Genomic DNA, 20,076 nt, shown 5'->3' on the forward strand with positions numbered 1-20,076 from the left:
GACACGTCAGCGCACCGGCTCGAGCCAGCGCGCGAGTGTCCCGCCCGCGATGCCCGCCTGCGTCTCGCGATATCCGAGGTCTGCGGATTCGCGGAAGCGCGACCAAGCCCTGAGGTCGATTCCGGACAATTGCGGCTTCAGCACCGCCGTGGCGTGGGTGGCCGCCATCAGGCTCTGGGCGTCGCTCGACACGGTGGCGGCCCGCAGCAGCAGCGGCGCAAGCCCCGGCATCGCCAGCGGCGAGCCGATCAGCCTTCGCACGAGCCGGCCTCTCCAGCCGCGCGACGGCATGTCCTGGAAGGCGCGGTCGCTGCCCACGTCGACGGCCAGAACGGGTCCCCGTTCCATGCCGGCGGCGACGTCGGCCGGGAGGTTGTTCATCATGCCGCCGTCGACCAGCACGCCCTCGTCGCACAGCACCGGCGGCAGGAGCCCGGGGATCGCGATGCTGGCACGCAGCGCCTTCGGCAGGTCGCCCGACCGATGGACCATGGTGCTGCCGGTCGTCAGGTTCGACGAGACGCAGAAGAACGGCAGCCACAGATCCTCGATGCGCACGCCGCCGAAGCGCGCGGCGAGACCGGCATCGACCTTGGCGCCACGGGTCAGGGCGTGAAGTGGCAGCGTGTAATCGTTGATCGGGTTGCTGGTTGCGAAGAACGCCTCGGTCTGCGCGTGGATCTCGGCGGTGCTCCAGCCCATCGCGAGGCTCGCCGCGATGATGGCGCCCATGCTGGTGCCGCCGACGAAATCCGGTGAGCAGCCGGCCTCGTCCAGGGCCTTCAGGACTCCGAGATGGGCGAGCCCCCGCGCGCCTCCCCCGCCGAGGACCAGGCCCCGGGCCGCGCCGCTGACGAGACGGGCGAGGCGCTGGAGATCCGCCGGACAGTCGTCGCGCAGCTGGATCCGCAGCGCCGATGGCAGGGCGGCGACCGCGGGATGCAGGGATCTCGGGCGCCGCGCGCCCGCCTCCTGCCGGATCACGAGGTCCATGCGGATCCAGTCCGAGCGCACGCGCTCGAGGTAGGCGGCCGCGCCCGGGCGCGGCGGGGCGCCGGGTTCGGCGAGCAGAAGCACGTGGTCGCCGCGGCGCTGGCTCTGACGGCACCAGGGGCAGTCGATCTCCCGGGCGGCGAGGATCGTGCGCGCGCACCGGCCCTCGAAATCCTGGAACCAGGTCTCGTCGGCGCCCGCCGGCCAGTCCGTGAGGCAGCCGGTCTCACCGGGCAGGATCGCGTCGAAGCTAGTGGCGAGCCGCCGCGCGAGATCCGCCGGATCCGGGCCTTCCGTCACCGCGAGGATCGTGAAGATGCGCGGGGCGTGATGAAGCGAGTAGCCGTCGTAGACCGCGCGTAACCGGTCCGCCAGCATGCGGGCGAAGTACAGGAGCGTGTGGGGATGCTCGGTGATCACCGCTTCGAAGGCGTCCCGGGTGAGCTGCAGGAGATGCGAGTCCCGCAGCGCCATCACGGTGGCCGCCCGGGGCGTGTCGGACAACAGGGCCATCTCGCCGAACGTCTCGGGCGGGCGGAGGCGCGCGATCCGCGTCGGCGTCCCGTTGTGGTCGCGAGCCGAGACTCCGACGACCCCCGAGACGAGGGTGTAGAGCGCGTCCCCGGGCGCGCCCTGTTCGAAGAGCGTTCGGCCGCCGGGCACCGCCACCGGCACCATCCGGGCGCGCACCGCATTGATCGCCGGCGCGTCGAGCCCGGCCAGGAACGGAATCAGGGGCGTGCTCACGCGTCCCTCACGGGACCGGCGGGATGGCGCAGGCTCTTCCCAGGACACCGCCGCATCGCCCCCACCCTCCCCGGTCCACAAACGCGGTACAGCCTAAGCGTAAAGGCCGAACTTCGTGACCGCGTGCCGCATCTGAAACGCGGGTGTCTTCGCGTCGCGGCCGCCATCCGCTACAGGCGGACAACACCAGCAGGGCCGGGAGAAACGCATGTCGATGGCGGGTCGGATCGCGATCGTGACCGGGGCGGGCACGGGGGTCGGCAAGGCGGCGGCCCTGGCGCTCTCCGGGGGCGGATGGACCGTCGTGCTGTCCGGCCGGCGGCCGGCGCCCCTCGAAGAGGTGGCGGCTCAGATCGGCGATCGGGCCTTGGTGGTTCCCACCGATGTCACCGATCCCGGCTCCATCGCGAGCCTCTTCGAGCAGACCCGTGCGAAGTTCGGCCGCCTCGACCTGCTGTTCAACAATGCCGGGATCGGCGCTCCCGCGGTGCCTCTGGAGGATCTGCCGCTGGAGACGTGGCGCCAAGTGGTCGATACCAACCTCACGGCCCTGTTCCTGTGCACCCAGCACGCCTTCCGCATCATGCGCGATCAAAACCCCCAGGGTGGGCGAATCATCAACAACGGCTCGATCTCGGCGCATGCCCCTCGGCCGAACTCGATCGCCTACACGGCGACCAAGCACGCCGTGACCGGGCTCACGAAGGCGACCTCGCTGGATGGCCGCGCTTACGACATCGCCTGCGGACAGATCGACATCGGCAATGCCGATACGCCGATGGGCGGGAAGATGAAGGCGGGTGTGCCCCAGGCGGACGGATCGCTGCGCCCCGAGGCGGTGATGGATCCGGACCATGTCGGCCAGGCGGTCCTCACGATGGCGAACCTGCCGTTGGAGACCAACGTGCAGTTCATGACCATCATGGCCACCAAGATGCCGTTCGTCGGGCGTGGCTGAGCGCCCGGTGAGGGACATGGCTGCTGAGCGCACATCGACCTGCGCTCCGCGGCGCGGCCTCGAATAGCCCTGGAGCGCCCCGCGATCCCTGAAGGACACGTCGGGGCGGCTTTCCGGTCGGACCGACGCCGCGCCGCCGACGCGGCGGTGAGTCGTTGAGCGGGCGGCGGGCGGGCATGGACTGCCGTTCTGGTTGGCGTGGGCGCGGATGCGCCACAGGTCCGCGGCGTTTCGCCGGCGCGATACGCTGGTCCGGCGGGTGCTGTTGCCCACTCGGTGAGTGTGCGGGCGTGGCCTGAGCCGGGATCGCGGCCCGACGGCCTCGGCCGATTCCGCCTTGGCAGACAGGCTCATCCAGTGCAGCGCCACCCGGATGCTGACGGCCCGATTGACGACCTGTCCATTAACTCATACAAATCAGGGAACGAAACGTCCGGGACCGAAACGCGGCCGCCAGAGGAAACAGCAAGGACGTCTCCGCTCAGACATTCATCAAATTTTTCAGTCCTTTTGACAGATGCTCAGAGTCGTCGTTGTGATGTATTGAATATTTCATTATAAAAAATTTATCGCCTACATATCTAGGATTTGATTGCTGAGCCTCCTATTGATAAAATCTATTTGAACTAAAATTACAAAATATGCGAGTAAAACTCAGTATTTTCGAGCAATAAGTTCCGTCTATTCCTAACTTCATAAAAAATGGGGGGAATGTCATGTTTGGCACGTGGTCGTTTCTCAGATTCACCTTCGGAGCAGCGCTCCTGGGATGTCTGGCCGCGCCGAGTGCGCAGGCCGCCGGCGGCGATCCGATCGGGGTCGCGATGCCGACCAAGTCATCCCAGCGCTGGATCGATGACGGCAACAACATCGTGAAGCTGCTGTGGGCCAAAGGCTACAAGCCCGACCTGCAATACGCCGACGACGACATACCGACCCAGCTCGCCCAGATCGAGAACATGCTGACCAAGGGCGTGAAGATCCTGGTGATCGCCTCGATCGATGGGACCACGCTCAGCGACGTGCTTGCGAAGGCGGGCGAGCGCGGCGTGAAGGTTATCGCCTACGATCGCCTCATCAAGGGGACACCCAACGTCGATTACTATGCCACGTTCGACAACTACATCGTCGGCGTGCAGCAGGCGACATCGATCGTCGATGCCCTCGGCCTGAAGGAGGGCAAGGGGCCCTTCAACATCGAGTTGTTCGGCGGTTCTCCGGACGACAACAACGCATACTTTTTCTACGACGGCGCGCTGTCTGTGCTGAAGCCCTACATCGACTCGAGGAAGCTCGTGGTGCGCTCGGGCCAGTTCGGCATGGACAAGGTCTCGACCCTGCGCTGGGACCCGGCCACCGCCCAGGCTCGGATGGATAATCTGCTGTCGGCCTTCTACGGCAACGCGCATCTCGATGCGGTGCTCTCGCCGTACGATGGCATCTCCACCGCCATCATCTCGTCGGTGAAGGGCGTCGGCTACGGCTCCGGTACCGTAAAGCTGCCGGTGGTGAGCGGTCAGGACGCCGAGTTACAAGCAGTCAAGTCGATCATCGCCGGCGAGCAGACGGCGACGATCTTCAAGGACACCCGCGAATTGGCCAAGGTCACGGTGGCGATGATCGACGCCATCGAGGGCGGGCATCGCCCCGAGATCAATGACGACAAGACCTACGACAACGGCAAGAAAGTCGTTCCGTCCTATCTGCTGACGCCGGTGATCGTCACCAAGGCCAACTGGAAGCCGGCGCTCGTCGATTCCGGATACTACACGCTCGACCAGCTCAGGTAAGCGCCGCCGGGCCCCGCCCGGACCGATCCGTCCCCGCGCCGGACCCGGCGGCGCTGGGTGCACCACTCGAGACCTACCGGAAAGAGGTGGCATGCCGCCCATCCTCGAAATGCGGGGCATCTCCAAGGCGTTTCCCGGCGTCAAAGCCCTCGACGACGTCAATCTGACGGTCGAGCCCGGCGAAATCCACGCGCTGGTCGGCGAGAACGGTGCCGGCAAGTCCACGCTGATGAAGGTCCTCAGCGGCGTCTACCCGCACGGCACCTACGAAGGCGAGATCACCTACGAAGGGCGCCCCGGGCACTTCCGCGCCATATCGGACAGCGAGCGGCTCGGGATCGTCATCATCCACCAGGAACTGGCCCTGGTGCCCGACCTGTCGATCGCCGAGAACATCTTCCTCGGCAACGAGCAGGCGCGCTTCGGGATCATCGACCGGGAACGGACCTGTGCCCGCTGCCGCGAGCTCATGGCGCTGGTGGGGCTCGACGAGAGCCCCGACACCCTCGTCACCCATCTGGGTGTCGGCAAGCAGCAACTCGTGGAGATCGCCAAGGCTCTCTCCAAGGCGGTCAGGTTGCTCATCCTCGACGAGCCGACCGCGAGCCTCAGCGAGCCGGACAGCGAGGCGCTGCTGCGCCTGCTGCTGCGCTTCAAGGATCAGGGCATCGCGTCGATCCTGATCTCGCACAAGCTCAACGAGATCTCCCGGGTGGCCGACCGGATCACCGTCCTGCGCGACGGCACCTCGGTGGAGACCCTCGATTGCCGGACCACCGCCATCGACGAGGACCGCATCATCCGCGGCATGGTCGGCCGCGCGATGGCCAGCCGCTATCCCACCCGCGAACCGCGGATCGGGGACGTGCTCATGGAGGTGAGCGACTGGACGGCGCACCACCCCGTCCATGCCGACCGGCCGGTGGTGCGCAACGTCAGCCTGAACCTGCGCAGGGGCGAGATCGTCGGGATCGCCGGCCTGATGGGGTCGGGCCGGACGGAACTCGCCATGAGCCTGTTCGGACGATCCTACGGGCAGGGCATCAGCGGCCGCGTCACCATCGACGGCGCGGAGGTCGACGTGTCCACCATCGACCGGGCGATCGCGGCCGGCCTTGCCTACGTCACCGAGGACCGCAAGCAGCTCGGCCTCATCCTCGGGGAGGACATCGCCAAGAACACGACGCTCGCGAACCTGCCGGGCGTCTCCACCGCCACGGTGATCGATCGGGATGCCGAGCACCGCATTGCGGGCGCGTACCGCACCAAGATGCGCATCCGCTCCTTCGGTGTGGCGCAGCAGGCCGTGAACCTGTCGGGCGGCAACCAGCAGAAGGTCGTGCTCAGCAAGTGGCTCTTCACAGAGCCCAAGGTGCTGATCCTCGACGAGCCGACCCGCGGCATCGACGTGGGGGCCAAGTACGAGATTTACACCATCATCAACGAACTCGCCGGAGACGGACGAGGCGTGCTGATGATCTCATCGGAGATGCCCGAGCTGCTGGGCCTCTGCGACCGCATCTACGTCATGAACGAGGGACGCTTCGTCGGCGAGTTCCGGCGCGCCGACGCGAGTCAGGAGGCGATCATGCGCGCCATCATGCGCTCCAAGGACCTGAACGGATGACCGATATCCCTTCGAGCAAGGCCCTGATGTCTCCGGTCGCCGCCGCACCGGACGTGGCGACCGGGGACCGATCTCGGAGGCCGCGCGCCGCCATCCGGACGGCGCAGCTGCGCGAGTACGGGCTCGTCTTCGCGCTGGCGGTCATCACCCTGTTCTTCGAGTACACGACCGGCGGCGTGCTGTTCCAACCGCTGAACCTCTCCAACCTGATCATGCAGAACAGCTACGTCGTCGTGATGGCGCTGGGCATGCTTCTGGTCATCGTGGCCGGCCATATCGACCTGTCGGTGGGCTCCCTGGTTGCTTTCGTGGGCGCCCTGGCAGCCCTGCTGATGGTGCGCTTCGGCTTCGACCCGATCTCGGCCTCCCTGGTGTGCCTGATGGTGGGGGCGGGGATCGGCGGTCTCCAGGGCTACTTCGTGGCCTACCTCGCCATCCCGAGCTTCATTGTCACCCTGGCGGGCATGCTGGTCCTCCGCGGACTGACACAGGCGCTCCTGCAGGGAACCTCCATCGGACCCTTTCCGGAGGCATTCCAACTCCTCTCCAAGGGCTATCTCGCCAACGTCGCCGGATCCTCGACCTCCCTCCTGATCGCCCTCGTCCTCGTCACGGCGCTGGTCGGCCTGAACTGGCGGCGGCGGACGGCGCAGATCCGGTACGGCAGCCCGGCCGATTCTCCGGCGGCCTTCATCGTCCGCAACGGCGTGGCCGCCATCCTGATCCTGGCCTTCGCGTATCAGATGAGCGTCTATCGCGGCTTGCCGAACGTCCTGCTCGTTCTCTTCGTGCTGGTGATGCTCTACGGCTTCGTCACCACCCGGACGACGATCGGGCGCCGGATCTACGCGCTGGGCGGCAACATCAAGGCGGCCCGCCTCTCCGGCATCAAGACCGAGCGGCTCACCTTCCTGACCTTCGCCAACATGGGCGCCCTCGCCGGGCTCGGCGGGCTGATCTTCGTCGCGCGGCTCAACACGGCCAATCCGAAGGCCGGCGTCGGCTTCGAACTCGACGTGATCGCGGCCTGCTTCATCGGTGGCGCCTCGGCGGCCGGCGGCATCGGCAAGGTGTCGGGCGTCGTGATCGGCGCGTTCATCATCGGCATCATGAACAACGGCATGTCGATGATGGGGATCGGCGTCGACTGGCAGCAGGTCATCAAGGGCATCGTCCTGCTCGCCGCCGTATGTCTCGACGTGCACAACAAGAACAACCGGCTCTGACGTTCGCGCCGCTTTGCGCATGCGGGACAGACGAAAACCGTCCAAGCGCTTCGCCAGCTCGGCCTCCGGTGGAAGCGGGACGACGCGGCAGCGCCGCGCCCGTCGGCGGCACGCTCCCGCGGATCGCTGCGTCGCGGTCACTCTGGCCCGGCGGCCGAAGCGTCGGTCCGCACGACGGAAACCGAATCCCGAGGCGACAGGTTACGGCCTCCCGCCCTCACCGCGCGGTCGGACGCATCCGCGCTGGACCCTGCCGCCGCTGGTTCAGGTCTTGCGCGCGACCGTGAACCGGGCGGCGTCGCGCAGGACACGGGCGCCCTCACCCCAACCCGCCACCGCATCCTCGCAGACGCCCACGAGCCGGTCGCACTCGGCCCTGGCACCGTCGACGCCGAGGCGATCGACCAAGGTGGCCTTGCCGGCCTCCTTGTCCTTACCGGTCGCCTTGCCCATGGCTTCGGGCGAGGCCTCCCGATCGAGGATGTCGTCGGCGATCTGGAAAGCCTGACCTAGAGCGAGGCCGTAGCGCAACAGGGCCGACCGCTGCCCCTCGTCGGCGCCGCCGACGATCGCGCCGGCCTCCACCGAGAAGGCCAGGATCGCGCCGGTCTTCATCGCCTGCATCCGCAGGGTGTCGTCCACGTCCATGGTGGCCACGCCGAACCGGCCTTCGGCCGTGAGGTCGAGCAACTGCCCGCCGACCATCCCGCCGAGGCCGGAAGCCCGGGCGAGGCCCAGGACGAGGTCGGCGCGGATCCGGGCATCCGGCTGCCATACCGGGTCGGCGACGATCTCGAAGGCCAGCGTCTGGAGCGCGTCGCCCACCAGGATCGCGGTGGCCTCATCGTAGGCCTTGTGGACGGTCGGCTTGCCGCGACGCATGTCGTCGTCGTCCATGGCGGGCAGGTCGTCGTGGACGAGGCTGTAGCAATGGACGAGCTCGACGCCAGCCCCGGCCGCCAGGGCCGCCGCTTCGGAGCCGCCGAGCATCCGGGCCGTCTCGATGGCCAGGAACGGTCGAAGGCGCTTGCCGCCGCCCAGCACCGCGTGGCGCATCGCCTCCATGAGGCGCGGCGGACGGGCGATCTCGCCGACGCCGACCGTGGGGCCGAGGCGCTCGACCAGGAAGGATTCCACGATGCCGGCGACTTCCGTCAACCTGTGGGTAAAATCGATGGCCGGCGAGCCTGCCTTGACCGAACCGGTCGGTGCCTGCGTTGAGGGGGTCGGGGTCATCGGGCTTACGTCCGGTCCTGGCCTTGCAAAAAAGAATCGCACGTCAGTTGAGCGGGAACGGGATCACGGTGGGCGGGGCAAGACGCAGGCGAGACGCGGGAGATCGCGACCTTCCGCTCGCGCGCCCGCGGCGCTCCCGCCCTGTCCGCCAGATCCTCGGGGTGCTGCTCCTGCTCCCCGCCCTCGCGTTCGTTTCCGCGCTGACGCTGGGGCTCGTCTATAGCGCGGTGATGCCGCCGTCGACCCTGATGCTCGGCCGGTGGTTGACGCTTCAGCCGGTCAGTCGGGATCCGGTGCCGCTGAGCGCCATCGCCCCGGTCCTGATCCAGGCCGTGATCGCGTCGGAGGATCAGCGCTTCTGCCTGGATCATGGCGTCGATTTCGATGCGATTCGCGTCGTGGTCGAGGATGAAGATTCGCCGAGCCGCGGTGCCTCGACCATCGCCATGCAGACGGTGAAGAACGTCTTCCTGTGGCCCGGCCGTTCCTACATCCGGAAGGCCATCGAGATCCCTCTGGCCCTGGCGTTCGACACCCTGTGGGGCAAGCGCCGCATGATGGAGATCTACCTGAACGTCGCCGAGTGGGGCGACGGGGTCTACGGGGCGCAGGCGGCGAGCCGCCATTGGTTCGGCAAGGACGCGAGCCGGCTGACATCGGGCGAGGCGGCGCTCCTCGCCGCGGTCCTACCCAACCCGATCAGCCGCAGCGCAGGCCGTCCGTCCCCCGGCGTGCGCCGCCGCGCCGCGCGAATCCAGGCCATGATGGGCCGGATCGACGGTCTGACGGGGTGTCTCCGGCGATGACGCTTCCTAGGGTCGACGGCCGCGCGCGGTGCCGCGCGATCGAGGCGACGCGTTTCCATGCCGTCACGGCGAACCGGGGGCAGCGACGGCCATCGCGGACGTCCGGATCCGGAGGCCGCGCCGTGGCTGCGCGACCACGCGCGGCGGGAACGTCGACAGGCCGGTCGCGTGCGTTCCCGATGAACTAGGTCGATCGGCCGGATCGCGACGAAAACGGCAGCCACCGGCGGTAGTAGCCGCCGAACGCGGTCTGATAAGAGGTGCGCCAGATCCGAAGCCGGGACCGATATCAATGAGCGACGCCGTCTACGACCTGACCTTGGAGCGCATCGCCCTGATCCGCCGGATGGTCGTCGCCTGGGGCGGTGCCGATCCGGGGGCCCCGACCGTCCATCCCGAGGCACCCTACGGCAGCCTCGACCGCGACGGCGACATCGCCAACGTTACGGGAGACGACGAGGGGGCAGAGGACGAACACCGCGCGCTGAAGGATGGCCTCGCCGTGTTCGCCCAAAACGCGCAGCTGAAGCCCGGTCGCTACCAGTACCACAACGCCCTCGCCAAGCTCGACCACGGCGCGGTCGGCGACGTCTTCCGGGATTCGGAGACAGGTGAGACGCCCGAGCTCATTACCTTCGCGGTAACGCCGGAGCACATCGCGCTGATACCGAGGCTCACCTACGGCTGGGACATCGCGCACGACGTGCCACACGTGGATCCGCAGCATCCTTACGGCGACGGGGGTTCGTACACCGCCGCGATGGCTCGCCATCTCGCCGCCGTCCCGGGAGCGGCCGCGAACGACGACGAGGATTCGGAGAATCGGCTCGTGCGCCTGCATCGCGAATTGCAGCCGGCGCTGCAGATCTTCCTGCGCTACGCCGACCTCGGACCCGGGGACTTCCGGCGCTCGGCCGAGGGCTGGGAGCCCGCCTGACGCGACACAGCGTCCGAAGCGACGCAGCCTCCGCGGGCGGGGCAGCCAAAGCCGGTTCCGGTTCGAGCCTTCGCTCGACGTGGCGCTGCCGTTGCACTTTGGCCTGGGGCAGCGACACGTGGGGGGCGGCCCTTCCCGCTCGGCACCGCTCTCGAGGGGAGCGGCGCCATCGACGGGTAAAACTCAGCCCTCGCGCTTCTTGCGCTGCGCCAGGGTTCGAAGCCGCAGGGCGTTGAGCTTGATGAAGCCCGCCGCGTCACGGTGATCGTAGGCGACGGCGCCTTCCTCGAAGGTCACGAGGTCCTGATCATACAGGGAGTGCGGGCTCTCGCGGCCGATCACGTGGATGCCGCCCTTGTAGAGCTTGAGCCGCACCGTGCCGGTGACGTGCTCCTGGCTCCTGTCGATCAGCGCCTGGATCATCTCGCGCTCGGGCGAGAACCAGAAGCCGTTGTAGATCAGCTCCGCGTATTGCGGCATCAGCTGATCCTTGAGGTGCGCGGCACCCCGGTCCAGCGTGATCGATTCGATCGCCCGGTGTGCCGGCAGGAGGATCGTGCCGCCCGGCGTCTCGTACATGCCGCGGCTCTTCATGCCGACGAAGCGGTTCTCCACGAGGTCCAGGCGTCCGATGCCGTTCGCCCGGCCGAGCTCGTTGAGCTTGGCCAGCAGACTGGCGGGCGACAGCGTCTCGCCGTCGATCGAGACCGCGTCGCCGCGCTCGAAGCCGATGGTGATGAGTGTCGGCTGGTCTGGCGCCTCCTCGGGGGACAGGGTGCGCGAGTAGACGTAGTCCGGTACCTCGACGGCCGGATCCTCCAGCACCTTGCCCTCGGATGAGGCATGCAGGAGATTGGCGTCCACCGAGAACGGGCTCTCGCCGCGCTTGTCCTTGGCGATCGGGATCTGGTGCTGCTCGGCGAAGGCGATGAGCTGCTCGCGGGACCGCAGATCCCACTCGCGCCAGGGGGCGATCACGGTGACGTCCGGCTTGAGCGCGTAGTAGCCGAGTTCGAACCGGACCTGATCGTTCCCCTTGCCGGTCGCACCGTGACAGACCGCGTCGGCCCCGACGCGTTCCGCGATCTCGATCTGCTTCTTGGCGATCAGCGGCCGGGCGATCGACGTGCCCAGGAGATAGACGCCTTCGTAGACGGCGTTCGCCCGGAACATCGGGAAGACGTAATCCCGGACGAACTCCTCGCGCAGGTCCTCGATGTAGATGTTCTCGGGCTTGATCCCGAGCAGCTCGGCCTTGCGCCGGGCCGGCTCCAGCTCCTCGCCCTGGCCGAGATCGGCCGTGAAGGTCACGACCTCGCAGCCGTAGGTGGTCTGCAGCCACTTCAGGATGATCGATGTGTCGAGGCCTCCGGAATAGGCCAGCACGACCTTTTTCACGGGACTTTTCGCGGGATCGGACATGCGGCTTCCGGAACTGGGACGGGGCCTTTGCCGCTTATCGCGGGTGGCATTGGCCTGCAACCGGCGTGTCGCCTCGCGCGTAGCCCTGTCGCTGGACGATGGAGCGTGTTTCGCCTCACGGCGGCCTTGCAGCTGTGCCAGACATGGCGCGGGCGTTGCCAGTCGTCACCGCCACGAGATTGCATCGGAGAAGCGAAGTCTATGGCGCGCCAGCCGATTCTGGAGTTTTGGTACGAATTCGCCTCCACGTATTCGTACCTTGCGGCGATGCGCGTCGAGGCGGCAGCCGCGGAGGCCGGCGTCGCGGTGCGGTGGCGGCCCTTCCTCGTCGGTCCGCTCTTCGCCTCTCAGGGCTGGACCACGTCGCCCTTCAATCTCTACCCGGCCAAGGGCAAGAACATGTGGCGCGACGTGGAGCGCGAGGCCGCGCGCCTCGGCCTGCCGCCGCTGACCCGCCCGGCCCAGTTCCCGCAGAACAGCCTCAGCGCCGTGCGGGTCGCCGTCTACGGACAGGATCAGGACTGGCTCGTGCCGTTCTCGAAGGCTGTCTTCACCGCGAGTTTCGCCGAGGGGCGGTCCATCGCGGAGCCCGCAGCCGTGGTCGAGATCCTGGATTCGCTCGGCCTCGACGGGACGCAGACCGTCCGCGCTGCCGCCGCCGAGGCCAACAAGACCAAGCTGCGGGTCAGCGTCGAGGAGGCGCGCTCCCGCGGGATCTACGGGGCGCCGACGTTCCTGGCGGACGACGGCGAGCTGTTCTGGGGCAACGACCGCCTGGACCTCGCTCTGGCCTGGGCGACCGGCGACCGGCCGAAGGGGCTCAGGTAGGGCTGGTTTAGGATCCCGTTCACGCGCTTCGGCCATCACAACGACCCGACCCCGTGTTCCTCGTCCGGCCCCGCTTCGGTGCGGCCGGCGCGGGGCGCACGATGCCCCGGACGAATCCCATGCCTGTTTCCCGACGTCTTTTCCTCGCTGCAGCCGGTGCCACCCTGGGCACCGGTATCGGCCGCGCCGCCGCCCAATCCTACGGGCAGCGCGTGGCGGTCACCGGCGACGACGGCAAGGCGGTGGCCAACTCGATCCTGCCGGGCGAGATCACCGGACAGATCCCGGCCCTGCGGGGGGTGACCTATGTCGGGCCGCGCGACGCCGGGACCACCCTCTACGAATTTTTCGACTTCAACTGCCCGTTCTGCCGGAAGGCCGCGGCCGACGTGGCTGCACTGCATGACAGCGATGCTGAACTGCGCGTCGGCCTTGTCCACAATCCGATCCTGTCGCCGCAATCCGCCCAGGCCGCCAAGGTGATGCTCGCCGTGCAGCGCCGGCTGGGTGCGCAGGCGGCCTGGGGCTTCTACCTGACACTCCTCGGGAAGCCGGGGCGCATCGACGGCCCCGGGGCGCTGGGCGCGTCAGCGGCCCTCGGGATCCCGCAGGCCGAGATCGAGGCCATCGCCGACAGCGAGGAGGTGCGCGCGGCGCTCAAGAGCCAGATGCGCATGGCGGCCGATCTCGGTCTCTACGCCACGCCGTCCTACGTGGTCGGTAACAGCGGCATCCTCGGTCATCCCGGCGCCCGCGCCATGGCCAAGATGATTGCCAGCGTCCGGCGCTGCGATCGGCTCGCCTGCTGACACCGCACGGCGTCACACTTCCGCCGTCCTATCGCGCTGCGGCGCTCGCGTCCGTGTTGCGTGCGGCCATGCTGGCATGCTAGGCGGTCGCCGCGCGACAAGGTCCGGTCCTCGACCCTGCCTGCTGTCGGCGCGATCCCACGTCCCGAACGGTCTCGCACCGCGCTCCCGCCGGAGCGCGCGGAGCGGGCGGGCAACCAGAGAAGAGAGCGACGGGTGGCGCAGAACGGTTCCGAGGCTGGTCCCCTGGTCGCAGGCGTGGCGGGCCGGTACGCTTCCGCCCTGTTCGAACTCGCGCGCGACGAGCGCCAGGTCGATGCAGTCGCCGAGGCGCTCAACCAATTCAACACGTTATTGAACGAGAGCGCGGACCTGCGCCGCCTCGTCCGCAGCCCGGTCTTCAGTGCCGAGGAGCAGAAGGCCGCGATCGGCGCCGTGCTCGACAGGGCCGGCATCGGCGGTCTCGCGGCCAACTTCATCCGCCTGACGGCCGCGAACCGCCGGCTCTTCGCGCTCCCCGACATGATCGCGGCGTTCCGGTCCCTGGTCCAGGATTCGAAGGGCATCGTGCGCGCGCAGGTCCGCGTCGCCGAGAAGCCGTCCGACGCCGTGATCGAGGAGATCAAGGCGTCGCTCCGCGACATCGCCAAGGCCGAGGTCGATGTCGACCTCGTCGTCGACCCGAGCCTGATCGGCGGTCTCGTCGTGAAGATGGGCTCGCGTATGGTCGACGCGTCCCTCAAGACCAAGCTCAACGGTATCCGCCTCGCGATGCGGGCCGCGCGCTAAGCGCCCCCATCCGATCCGAACACACATAGACGCATCAGCGACAGAGGCCCGAGTATGGACATCCGCGCCGCCGAGATTTCCGCGATCCTGAAGGACCAGATCAAGAACTTCGGCGAGGAGGCCGAGGTCTCCGAGGTCGGACAGGTCCTGTCCGTGGGTGACGGCATCGCCCGCGCCTACGGCCTCGACAACGTCCAGGCCGGCGAGATGGTCGAGTTCGAGTCGGGCGTGCGCGGCATGGCCCTCAACCTCGAGCAGGACAACGTCGGCATTGTGATCTTCGGCTCCGACCGCGAGATCAAGGAAGGCCAGACCGTCAAGCGCACCGGCGCCATCGTGGACGTGCCGGTCGGCAAGGGCCTCCTCGGCCGCGTGGTCGACGGCCTCGGCAATCCGATCGACGGCAAGGGCCCGATCCAGTCCACCGAGCGTCGCCGCGTCGACGTGAAGGCTCCGGGCATCATCCCGCGCAAGTCCGTGCACGAGCCGATGGCGACCGGCCTTAAGGCGATCGACGCCCTGATCCCGGTCGGTCGTGGCCAGCGCGAGCTGATCATCGGCGACCGCCAGACCGGCAAGACCGCCATCGCCCTCGACACGATCCTGAACCAGAAGCCCGGCCACACCGCCGGCGGTGACGAGAAGGCCAAGCTCTACTGCATCTACGTCGCGATCGGCCAGAAGCGCTCGACCGTCGCCCAGTTCGTGAAGGTCCTCGAGGACCAGGGCGCCCTGGAATACTCCATCGTCATCGCCGCCACGGCGTCGGACGCGGCCCCGATGCAGTTCATCGCGCCCTTCGCCGGCTGCGCCATGGGTGAGTATTTCCGCGACAACGGCATGCACGCCGTGATCGTGTACGACGATCTGTCCAAGCAAGCCGTAGCCTACCGTCAGATGTCGCTGCTGCTGCGCCGCCCGCCGGGCCGCGAGGCGTATCCGGGCGACGTGTTCTACCTCCACAGCCGCCTGCTCGAGCGCGCCGCCAAGATGGGTGACGCCGCCGGCAACGGCTCGCTGACCGCCCTGCCGGTCATCGAGACCCAGGCCAACGACGTCTCGGCCTACATTCCGACCAACGTGATCTCGATCACCGACGGCCAGATCTTCCTCGAGACCGACCTGTTCTACCAGGGCATCCGTCCGGCGGTGAACGTGGGCCTCTCGGTGTCGCGGGTGGGCTCCTCGGCCCAGACCAAGGCGATGAAGAAGGTCGCCGGCAAGATCAAGGGCGAGCTCGCGCAGTACCGCGAGATGGCTGCCTTCGCGCAGTTCGGCTCGGATCTCGACGCCTCGACCCAGCAGCTCCTGAACCGGGGCTCGCGTCTCACCGAACTCCTTAAGCAGCCGCAATTCTCGCCGCTGAAGATGGAGGAGCAGGTCGCGGTGATCTATGCGGGCGTCAACGGCTACCTGGACAAGCTCCCGGTCGCCAAGATCCGCGCCTTCGAGGACAGCCTGCTCGGCACGCTGCGCTCGAAGCACAAGGACCTGCTCGACGCGATCGCCGCCTCCAAGGACCTGTCGGACGAGAACGCCGGCAAGCTGAAGAGCGTGGTCGAGGGCGTGGTCAAGACCATCGGCTGAGGCATCAGCCCCCTCCCCCGCGTGGGGAGGCTCCTCCCTTCAGGGGAGGCGTAGGGGTGGGGGCGACGCAGGACCGGACGGTTCGGCACCCTCGAAGCCACCTTCACCTCCGGCTCCTCCTCGCGACGGGGAGGAGAGGCCCTTAGGAACGGACCTGGACCTCACCCGATGGCGAGTTTGAAGGACCTGCGCAACCGCATCACCTCGGTGAAGGCGACGCAGAAGATCACCAAGGCCATGCAGATGGTCGCCGCCGCCAAGCTGCGCCGGGCGCAGCTGGCCGCCGAGGCCGGCCGTCCCTACGCCGAGAAGATGTCGGCCGTGCTGGGCAACCTCGCCGGCAATCTCGTCGGGGGCGTCGGCGCGCCGAAACTTCTGTCGGGGACGGGCTCCGAGCAGACGCACCTCCTGGTAGTCTGCACCGGCGATCGTGGCCTTGCCGGCGCGTTCAACTCCTCGATCGCCCGCCTCGCGATCCGCGAGTACGCCCAGAAGCTCACGGCCGAGGGCAAGACCGTCAAGATCATGACGGTCGGCAAGAAGGGTCTCGACATGCTGCGCCGGCAGTATCGCGACCAGATCATCGAGAGCATGGACATCCGCGGCAACCGCCCGGTGGACTACGCCTTCGCGGCCGAGATCGCCGACAAGATCCTGACCCGCTTCGAGGCCGACGAGTTCGACGTCGCGACGCTGTTCTTCTCCGAGTTCCGCTCGGTCATCTCGCAGATCCCGACGGCCCAGCGCCTGATCCCGGCCGAGCTGCCGGCGACCGACGCGCGCCCGACCTCCACGGCGGGCAACGCCGCCCTGGAATTCGAGCCGTCCGAGGAGGCGATCCTGGAGACGCTCCTCCCGAAGAACCTCACGGTTCAGATCTACCGGGCGCTCCTGGAGAACGCCGCGTCCGAGCAGGGCGCGCGCATGAGCGCCATGGATTCGGCCACCCGCAACGCGGGCGAGATGATCAAGAAGCAGACGCTGATCTACAACCGCACGCGTCAGGCCATGATCACCAAGGAACTCATCGAGATCATCTCGGGTGCGGAAGCCCTCTGAGGCGCCGCGACCTGAACGCACAGCTTGAAGGGTAGGTTTACGATGGCGAACACCGCAATCCCCGGCACCGGCTCCAACAAGGCGGGCAAGATCACCCAGGTCATCGGCCCCGTGGTCGACGTGCAGTTTGAGGGCCACCTGCCCGAGATTCTGAACGCCCTTGAGACTAAGAACAACGGCGCCCGCCTCGTCCTTGAGGTGGCCCAGCAGCTCGGCGAGAACACCGTCCGCTGCATCGCCATGGACACGTCCGAGGGCCTGACCCGCGGTCAGGAATGCTTCGACACCGGTGAGCCGATCAAGGTTCCGGTGGGCATGAACACGCTCGGCCGCATCATGAACGTCATCGGCGAGCCGATCGACGAGGCCGGCCCGGTCCAGGCCGATACCTACCGCGCCATCCACCAGCCGGCCCCGTCCTACGCCGACCAGTCGACCGAGGCCCAGATCCTCGTCACCGGCATCAAGGTCGTGGACCTGCTCGCCCCCTACGCGAAGGGCGGCAAGATCGGCCTGTTCGGCGGCGCCGGCGTCGGCAAGACCGTGCTGATCATGGAGCTGATCAACAACATCGCGAAGGTGCACTCCGGTTACTCGGTCTTCGCCGGCGTGGGCGAGCGCACCCGCGAGGGCAACGATCTCTACCACGAGATGATCGAGTCCAAGGTCAACATGGACCCGAAGGAGCATAACGGCTCCGCCGAGGGCTCGAAGTGCGCCCTGGTCTACGGCCAGATGAACGAGTCGCCCGGCGCCCGCTCGCGCGTCGCGCTGACCGGCCTGACCATCGCGGAGCAGTTCCGCGACGACGGTCAGGACGTGCTGTTCTTCGTCGACAACATCTTCCGCTTCACGCAGGCGGGCTCCGAGGTGTCGGCGCTGCTCGGCCGCATCCCGTCGGCGGTCGGCTACCAGCCGACCCTGGCCACCGACATGGGCGCCCTGCAGGAGCGCATCACCACCACCAACAAGGGTTCGATCACCTCGGTGCAGGCCATCTACGTGCCGGCCGACGATCTCACCGATCCGGCCCCCGCCGCGTCGTTCGCCCACCTCGACGCCACGACCGTGCTGTCGCGCTCGATCGCCGAGAAGGGCATCTACCCGGCGGTGGATCCGCTGGACTCCACCTCGCGCATGCTGTCCCCCGCCATCCTCGGCGAGGAGCACTACGATGTCGCCCGCCGCGTCCAGCAGACCCTGCAGCGCTACAAGGCGCTCCAGGACATCATCGCGATCCTGGGCATGGACGAGCTGTCCGAGGAGGATAAGCTGACGGTGGCCCGCGCCCGGAAGATCGAGCGCTTCTTCTCGCAGCCCTTCTCGGTGGCCGAGGTGTTCACCGGCTCGCCGGGCGTGCAGGTGCCGCTGGAGGATACCATCAAGGGCTTCAAGGGCCTCGTGAACGGCGATTACGACGATCTGCCTGAGGCGGCCTTCTACATGGTCGGCACCATCGAGCAGGCTCAGGAGAAGGCCAAGAAGATGAAGGCTGCGTAAGTCAGCGCGTCCCTCCCCCCAGCGGGGAGGGCCAGGGGTCGGGGGGTGCCGGTCGCGGCGCCATCCCGACCCGTTCCACCTCCGGTCCTTCCGGTATTCCGGCAGGAGCACGTGACGCGGGTTCGGGAAAACGTCAGGCTATGGCCACCTTCCACTTCGATTTCGTCGGCCCTGAGCGGACGCTGTATTCCGGCGAGGTGACGGCCGTTCAGCTGCCCGGCATCGAGGGCGAGATGACCGTGATGCCGGGACATGCCCCGGTGCTGACCTCCCTTCGCGTGGGCGTCATCGTGATCACCGAGAGCCAGGGCAGCGGCAAGCGGATCTACGTCCGCGGCGGCTTCGCCGATATCGGGCCGACCACCGTGACCGTTCTCGCCGAGCGGGCGGCTCCGATCGAGGAACTGACCAACGAGTCGCTCGACCGCGACATCGAGGCGGTTGAGATGCAGCGGGACGCCACCGAGGATCTCCAGAAGCGCGAGGAGCTGAACGGCCAGATCGTCCAGCTCCAGGAGACGAAGGCGCTCCTGAAGCTCTGAGCTAGGACCCGCGGGCGCTCTCCAGCGCCTGCGCCAGCAGATCGGCACGCGCCTGCTCTCCTGAGAGACAGCCGCGGGCCAGCCAGGTTTCGCGCGCCGTCGCCAAGCCACGGCCGATGGCCGGACCGGGTTTCACCCCGGCGGCCACGAGATCCGCCCCGGTGATCGGGAAGACCGGGACGTCGCTCAGACGCTGCAGCGCCCGGCGCGCGTCGTCTGCGATGGCGGGGCGTGGCTCGCCCGATACGATCTCCAGAGTGTCGCGGAGCATCATGAGGCCGTGCTCCGCCGCGAGCGCCGGCACTGCGTCCCTCGCGATCGTCGCGCGACCGTGCAGGCCCGCCAGGATTTCCGCATAATCGGTCAGCTGCGCGTGCTCGTGGTTCGCGAGGCGCAGCCGCTCGCGCAGGCGGTCGGCGTCGTGCCGTGCGCCGACCGCGAGGGCCGCGAGCCGCATCACGGGCGACAGCGCGGCGACAGCGGCGCGCTCCAGCCGGCCGAGCTCGGCCACGCCGCCGGTGATCCGCTGGAGCAGGCCCGTGCCGCTCAGGATCGCCACCATCGCGGGACCGCCCGCGGCGGCCAGCAGCTTCAGGAATTCGGATCGGACCCGCTCGCGGGAGAGGCGGTCCAAGCCGTTCCGCGCGGCCACGCAGGCGGCGAGGGCCGCTGCGTCGGGCTCCCCGATCCCGAAGCGGGCGTGGAAGCGGAAGAAGCGCAGGATCCGCAGGGCATCCTCCCGGATCCGCGTCGCCGGATCGCCGATGAACCGGACGCGCCCTGCCTCAAGGTCCGGTATCCCGCCGACCCTGTCGTGCAGACAGCCGTCGCGATCCAACGACAATGCGTTGACGGTGAAGTCCCGTCGCTCGGCGTCCCGTGCGAAGTCGCTGCCGAACCGGACGACTGCGTGGCGGCCGTCGGTTTCGACATCCTCGCGCAGGGTCGTGACCTCGATCGGGCCGTCCGCGGTAACCAGGGTGACCGTGCCGTGCTCGATCCCGGTCGGAATCGCCTTCAGGCCGGGCGTCCGGCTGGCGCAGGCCATGACCGCGTCCGGCCGCAACGTCGTCGCGAGGTCGATATCCGCGGAGGGCGTTCCGAGGAGCGCGTCGCGCACGCAGCCTCCGACCAAGCGAGTCTCGGCGCCGGGCTGATCGAGGGATGCGAGCACGTGGCGTATACCGGGGCGCTCGAGCAGCGCCGACACGGCCGCGCGA

The 20,076-nt window shown here is 68.1% G+C and carries 17 protein-coding genes; 13 read left to right on the forward strand and 4 right to left on the reverse strand.

Annotation, left to right across the window (positions count from 1 at the left end; all coding sequences use genetic code 11):
* Positions 1-6: 6 nt before the first annotated feature.
* Entirely contained in the window at positions 7-1,740 is a 1,734-nt protein-coding gene (locus tag MFF58_RS17830; RefSeq protein WP_238290127.1) for a patatin-like phospholipase family protein, read from the reverse strand.
* 208 nt (positions 1,741-1,948) lie between these two features.
* Here MFF58_RS17830 and MFF58_RS17835 point away from each other — a divergent pair, with 208 nt between their 5' ends.
* From MFF58_RS17835 to mmsB, 4 genes are all read left to right on the forward strand, one after another.
* Entirely contained in the window at positions 1,949-2,698 is a 750-nt protein-coding gene (locus tag MFF58_RS17835) for an SDR family oxidoreductase (protein ID WP_238290129.1), read from the forward strand.
* A gap of 716 nt (positions 2,699-3,414) precedes the next feature.
* Positions 3,415-4,488 carry a multiple monosaccharide ABC transporter substrate-binding protein gene (gene chvE / locus MFF58_RS17840; protein WP_238290130.1) on the forward strand — a complete coding sequence of 358 codons (1,074 nt, stop codon included), beginning with the start codon at positions 3,415-3,417 and terminating at the stop codon, positions 4,486-4,488.
* Positions 4,489-4,579: 91 nt separating this feature from the next.
* A complete protein-coding gene (mmsA, locus tag MFF58_RS17845; protein ID WP_238290131.1) occupies positions 4,580-6,115 on the forward strand; it encodes a multiple monosaccharide ABC transporter ATP-binding protein in 1,536 nt (511 codons plus the stop codon).
* Complete coding sequence (gene mmsB / locus MFF58_RS17850) at positions 6,112-7,341, forward strand: multiple monosaccharide ABC transporter permease (protein ID WP_238290132.1); 1,230 nt, start codon at positions 6,112-6,114, stop codon at positions 7,339-7,341. The genes mmsA and mmsB overlap by 4 nt, the downstream gene beginning before the upstream one ends.
* A 264-nt stretch (positions 7,342-7,605) precedes the next feature.
* Here the strand turns inward: mmsB and MFF58_RS17855 are convergent, their stop codons facing one another.
* On the reverse strand, positions 7,606-8,577 hold the full coding sequence (locus tag MFF58_RS17855; RefSeq protein ID WP_238290133.1) for a polyprenyl synthetase family protein: 972 nt from the start codon (positions 8,575-8,577) through the stop codon (positions 7,606-7,608).
* Positions 8,578-8,645: 68 nt separating this feature from the next.
* Between MFF58_RS17855 and mtgA the strand changes: the two genes are divergently transcribed.
* Both mtgA and MFF58_RS17865 read left to right on the forward strand, forming a co-directional pair.
* Positions 8,646-9,383: a monofunctional biosynthetic peptidoglycan transglycosylase gene (gene mtgA / locus MFF58_RS17860; RefSeq protein WP_373323354.1), complete on the forward strand. Its 738-nt coding sequence runs from the start codon at positions 8,646-8,648 to the stop codon at positions 9,381-9,383.
* Between the two features lie 292 nt (positions 9,384-9,675).
* A complete protein-coding gene (locus MFF58_RS17865) occupies positions 9,676-10,320 on the forward strand; it encodes a hypothetical protein (RefSeq protein WP_238290134.1) in 645 nt (214 codons plus the stop codon).
* A gap of 183 nt (positions 10,321-10,503) precedes the next feature.
* On the opposite strand, the gene MFF58_RS17870 is transcribed toward MFF58_RS17865, so the two are convergent.
* Positions 10,504-11,742: an argininosuccinate synthase gene (locus MFF58_RS17870; protein WP_238290135.1), complete on the reverse strand. Its 1,239-nt coding sequence runs from the start codon at positions 11,740-11,742 to the stop codon at positions 10,504-10,506.
* A gap of 201 nt (positions 11,743-11,943) precedes the next feature.
* Here MFF58_RS17870 and MFF58_RS17875 point away from each other — a divergent pair, with 201 nt between their 5' ends.
* From MFF58_RS17875 to MFF58_RS17905, 7 genes are all read left to right on the forward strand, one after another.
* Positions 11,944-12,570, forward strand: a complete 627-nt coding sequence (locus tag MFF58_RS17875) for a 2-hydroxychromene-2-carboxylate isomerase (protein ID WP_238290136.1) — start codon at positions 11,944-11,946, stop codon at positions 12,568-12,570.
* 119 nt (positions 12,571-12,689) lie between these two features.
* The gene (locus MFF58_RS17880; protein ID WP_238290137.1) at positions 12,690-13,379 is read left to right on the forward strand and encodes a DsbA family protein; all 690 of its coding nucleotides are present in this window, start codon (positions 12,690-12,692) and stop codon (positions 13,377-13,379) included.
* Between the two features lie 216 nt (positions 13,380-13,595).
* Positions 13,596-14,168, forward strand: a complete 573-nt coding sequence (locus MFF58_RS17885; protein WP_238290138.1) for a F0F1 ATP synthase subunit delta — start codon at positions 13,596-13,598, stop codon at positions 14,166-14,168.
* Positions 14,169-14,222: 54 nt separating this feature from the next.
* Entirely contained in the window at positions 14,223-15,755 is a 1,533-nt protein-coding gene (atpA, locus tag MFF58_RS17890; protein ID WP_238290139.1) for a F0F1 ATP synthase subunit alpha, read from the forward strand.
* Positions 15,756-15,923: 168 nt separating this feature from the next.
* Entirely contained in the window at positions 15,924-16,814 is an 891-nt protein-coding gene (locus tag MFF58_RS17895; RefSeq protein WP_238290140.1) for a F0F1 ATP synthase subunit gamma, read from the forward strand.
* Between the two features lie 42 nt (positions 16,815-16,856).
* A complete protein-coding gene (gene atpD, locus MFF58_RS17900; protein ID WP_238290141.1) occupies positions 16,857-18,314 on the forward strand; it encodes a F0F1 ATP synthase subunit beta in 1,458 nt (485 codons plus the stop codon).
* A 140-nt stretch (positions 18,315-18,454) separates the two neighbouring features.
* Positions 18,455-18,856: a F0F1 ATP synthase subunit epsilon gene (locus MFF58_RS17905; RefSeq protein ID WP_238290142.1), complete on the forward strand. Its 402-nt coding sequence runs from the start codon at positions 18,455-18,457 to the stop codon at positions 18,854-18,856.
* 1 nt (position 18,857) lies between these two features.
* On the opposite strand, the gene MFF58_RS17910 is transcribed toward MFF58_RS17905, so the two are convergent.
* A complete protein-coding gene (locus tag MFF58_RS17910) occupies positions 18,858-20,066 on the reverse strand; it encodes a CCA tRNA nucleotidyltransferase (RefSeq protein ID WP_238290143.1) in 1,209 nt (402 codons plus the stop codon).
* Positions 20,067-20,076 lie beyond the last annotated feature (10 nt).

The sequence above is a fragment of the Methylobacterium longum genome, from assembly GCF_022179385.1.
Taxonomy (GTDB): Bacteria; Pseudomonadota; Alphaproteobacteria; order Rhizobiales; family Beijerinckiaceae; genus Methylobacterium; species Methylobacterium longum.

Excerpts from the sequence above, each read along its gene's own strand:
- MFF58_RS17855 (WP_238290133.1), bottom strand. The coding sequence starts at position 8,577 with ATGACCCCGACCCCCTCAACGCAGGCACCGACCGGTTCGGTCAAGGCA.
- MFF58_RS17870 (WP_238290135.1), bottom strand. The coding sequence starts at position 11,742 with ATGTCCGATCCCGCGAAAAGTCCCGTGAAAAAGGTCGTGCTGGCCTAT.
- mmsA (WP_238290131.1), top strand. The coding sequence starts at position 4,580 with ATGCCGCCCATCCTCGAAATGCGGGGCATCTCCAAGGCGTTTCCCGGC.
- MFF58_RS17865 (WP_238290134.1), top strand. The coding sequence starts at position 9,676 with ATGAGCGACGCCGTCTACGACCTGACCTTGGAGCGCATCGCCCTGATC.
- mmsB (WP_238290132.1), top strand. The coding sequence starts at position 6,112 with ATGACCGATATCCCTTCGAGCAAGGCCCTGATGTCTCCGGTCGCCGCC.
- MFF58_RS17905 (WP_238290142.1), top strand. The coding sequence starts at position 18,455 with ATGGCCACCTTCCACTTCGATTTCGTCGGCCCTGAGCGGACGCTGTAT.
- atpA (WP_238290139.1), top strand. The coding sequence starts at position 14,223 with ATGGACATCCGCGCCGCCGAGATTTCCGCGATCCTGAAGGACCAGATC.
- atpD (WP_238290141.1), top strand. The coding sequence starts at position 16,857 with ATGGCGAACACCGCAATCCCCGGCACCGGCTCCAACAAGGCGGGCAAG.
- MFF58_RS17880 (WP_238290137.1), top strand. The coding sequence starts at position 12,690 with ATGCCTGTTTCCCGACGTCTTTTCCTCGCTGCAGCCGGTGCCACCCTG.
- MFF58_RS17895 (WP_238290140.1), top strand. The coding sequence starts at position 15,924 with ATGGCGAGTTTGAAGGACCTGCGCAACCGCATCACCTCGGTGAAGGCG.
- MFF58_RS17875 (WP_238290136.1), top strand. The coding sequence starts at position 11,944 with ATGGCGCGCCAGCCGATTCTGGAGTTTTGGTACGAATTCGCCTCCACG.
- chvE (WP_238290130.1), top strand. The coding sequence starts at position 3,415 with ATGTTTGGCACGTGGTCGTTTCTCAGATTCACCTTCGGAGCAGCGCTC.
- MFF58_RS17835 (WP_238290129.1), top strand. The coding sequence starts at position 1,949 with ATGTCGATGGCGGGTCGGATCGCGATCGTGACCGGGGCGGGCACGGGG.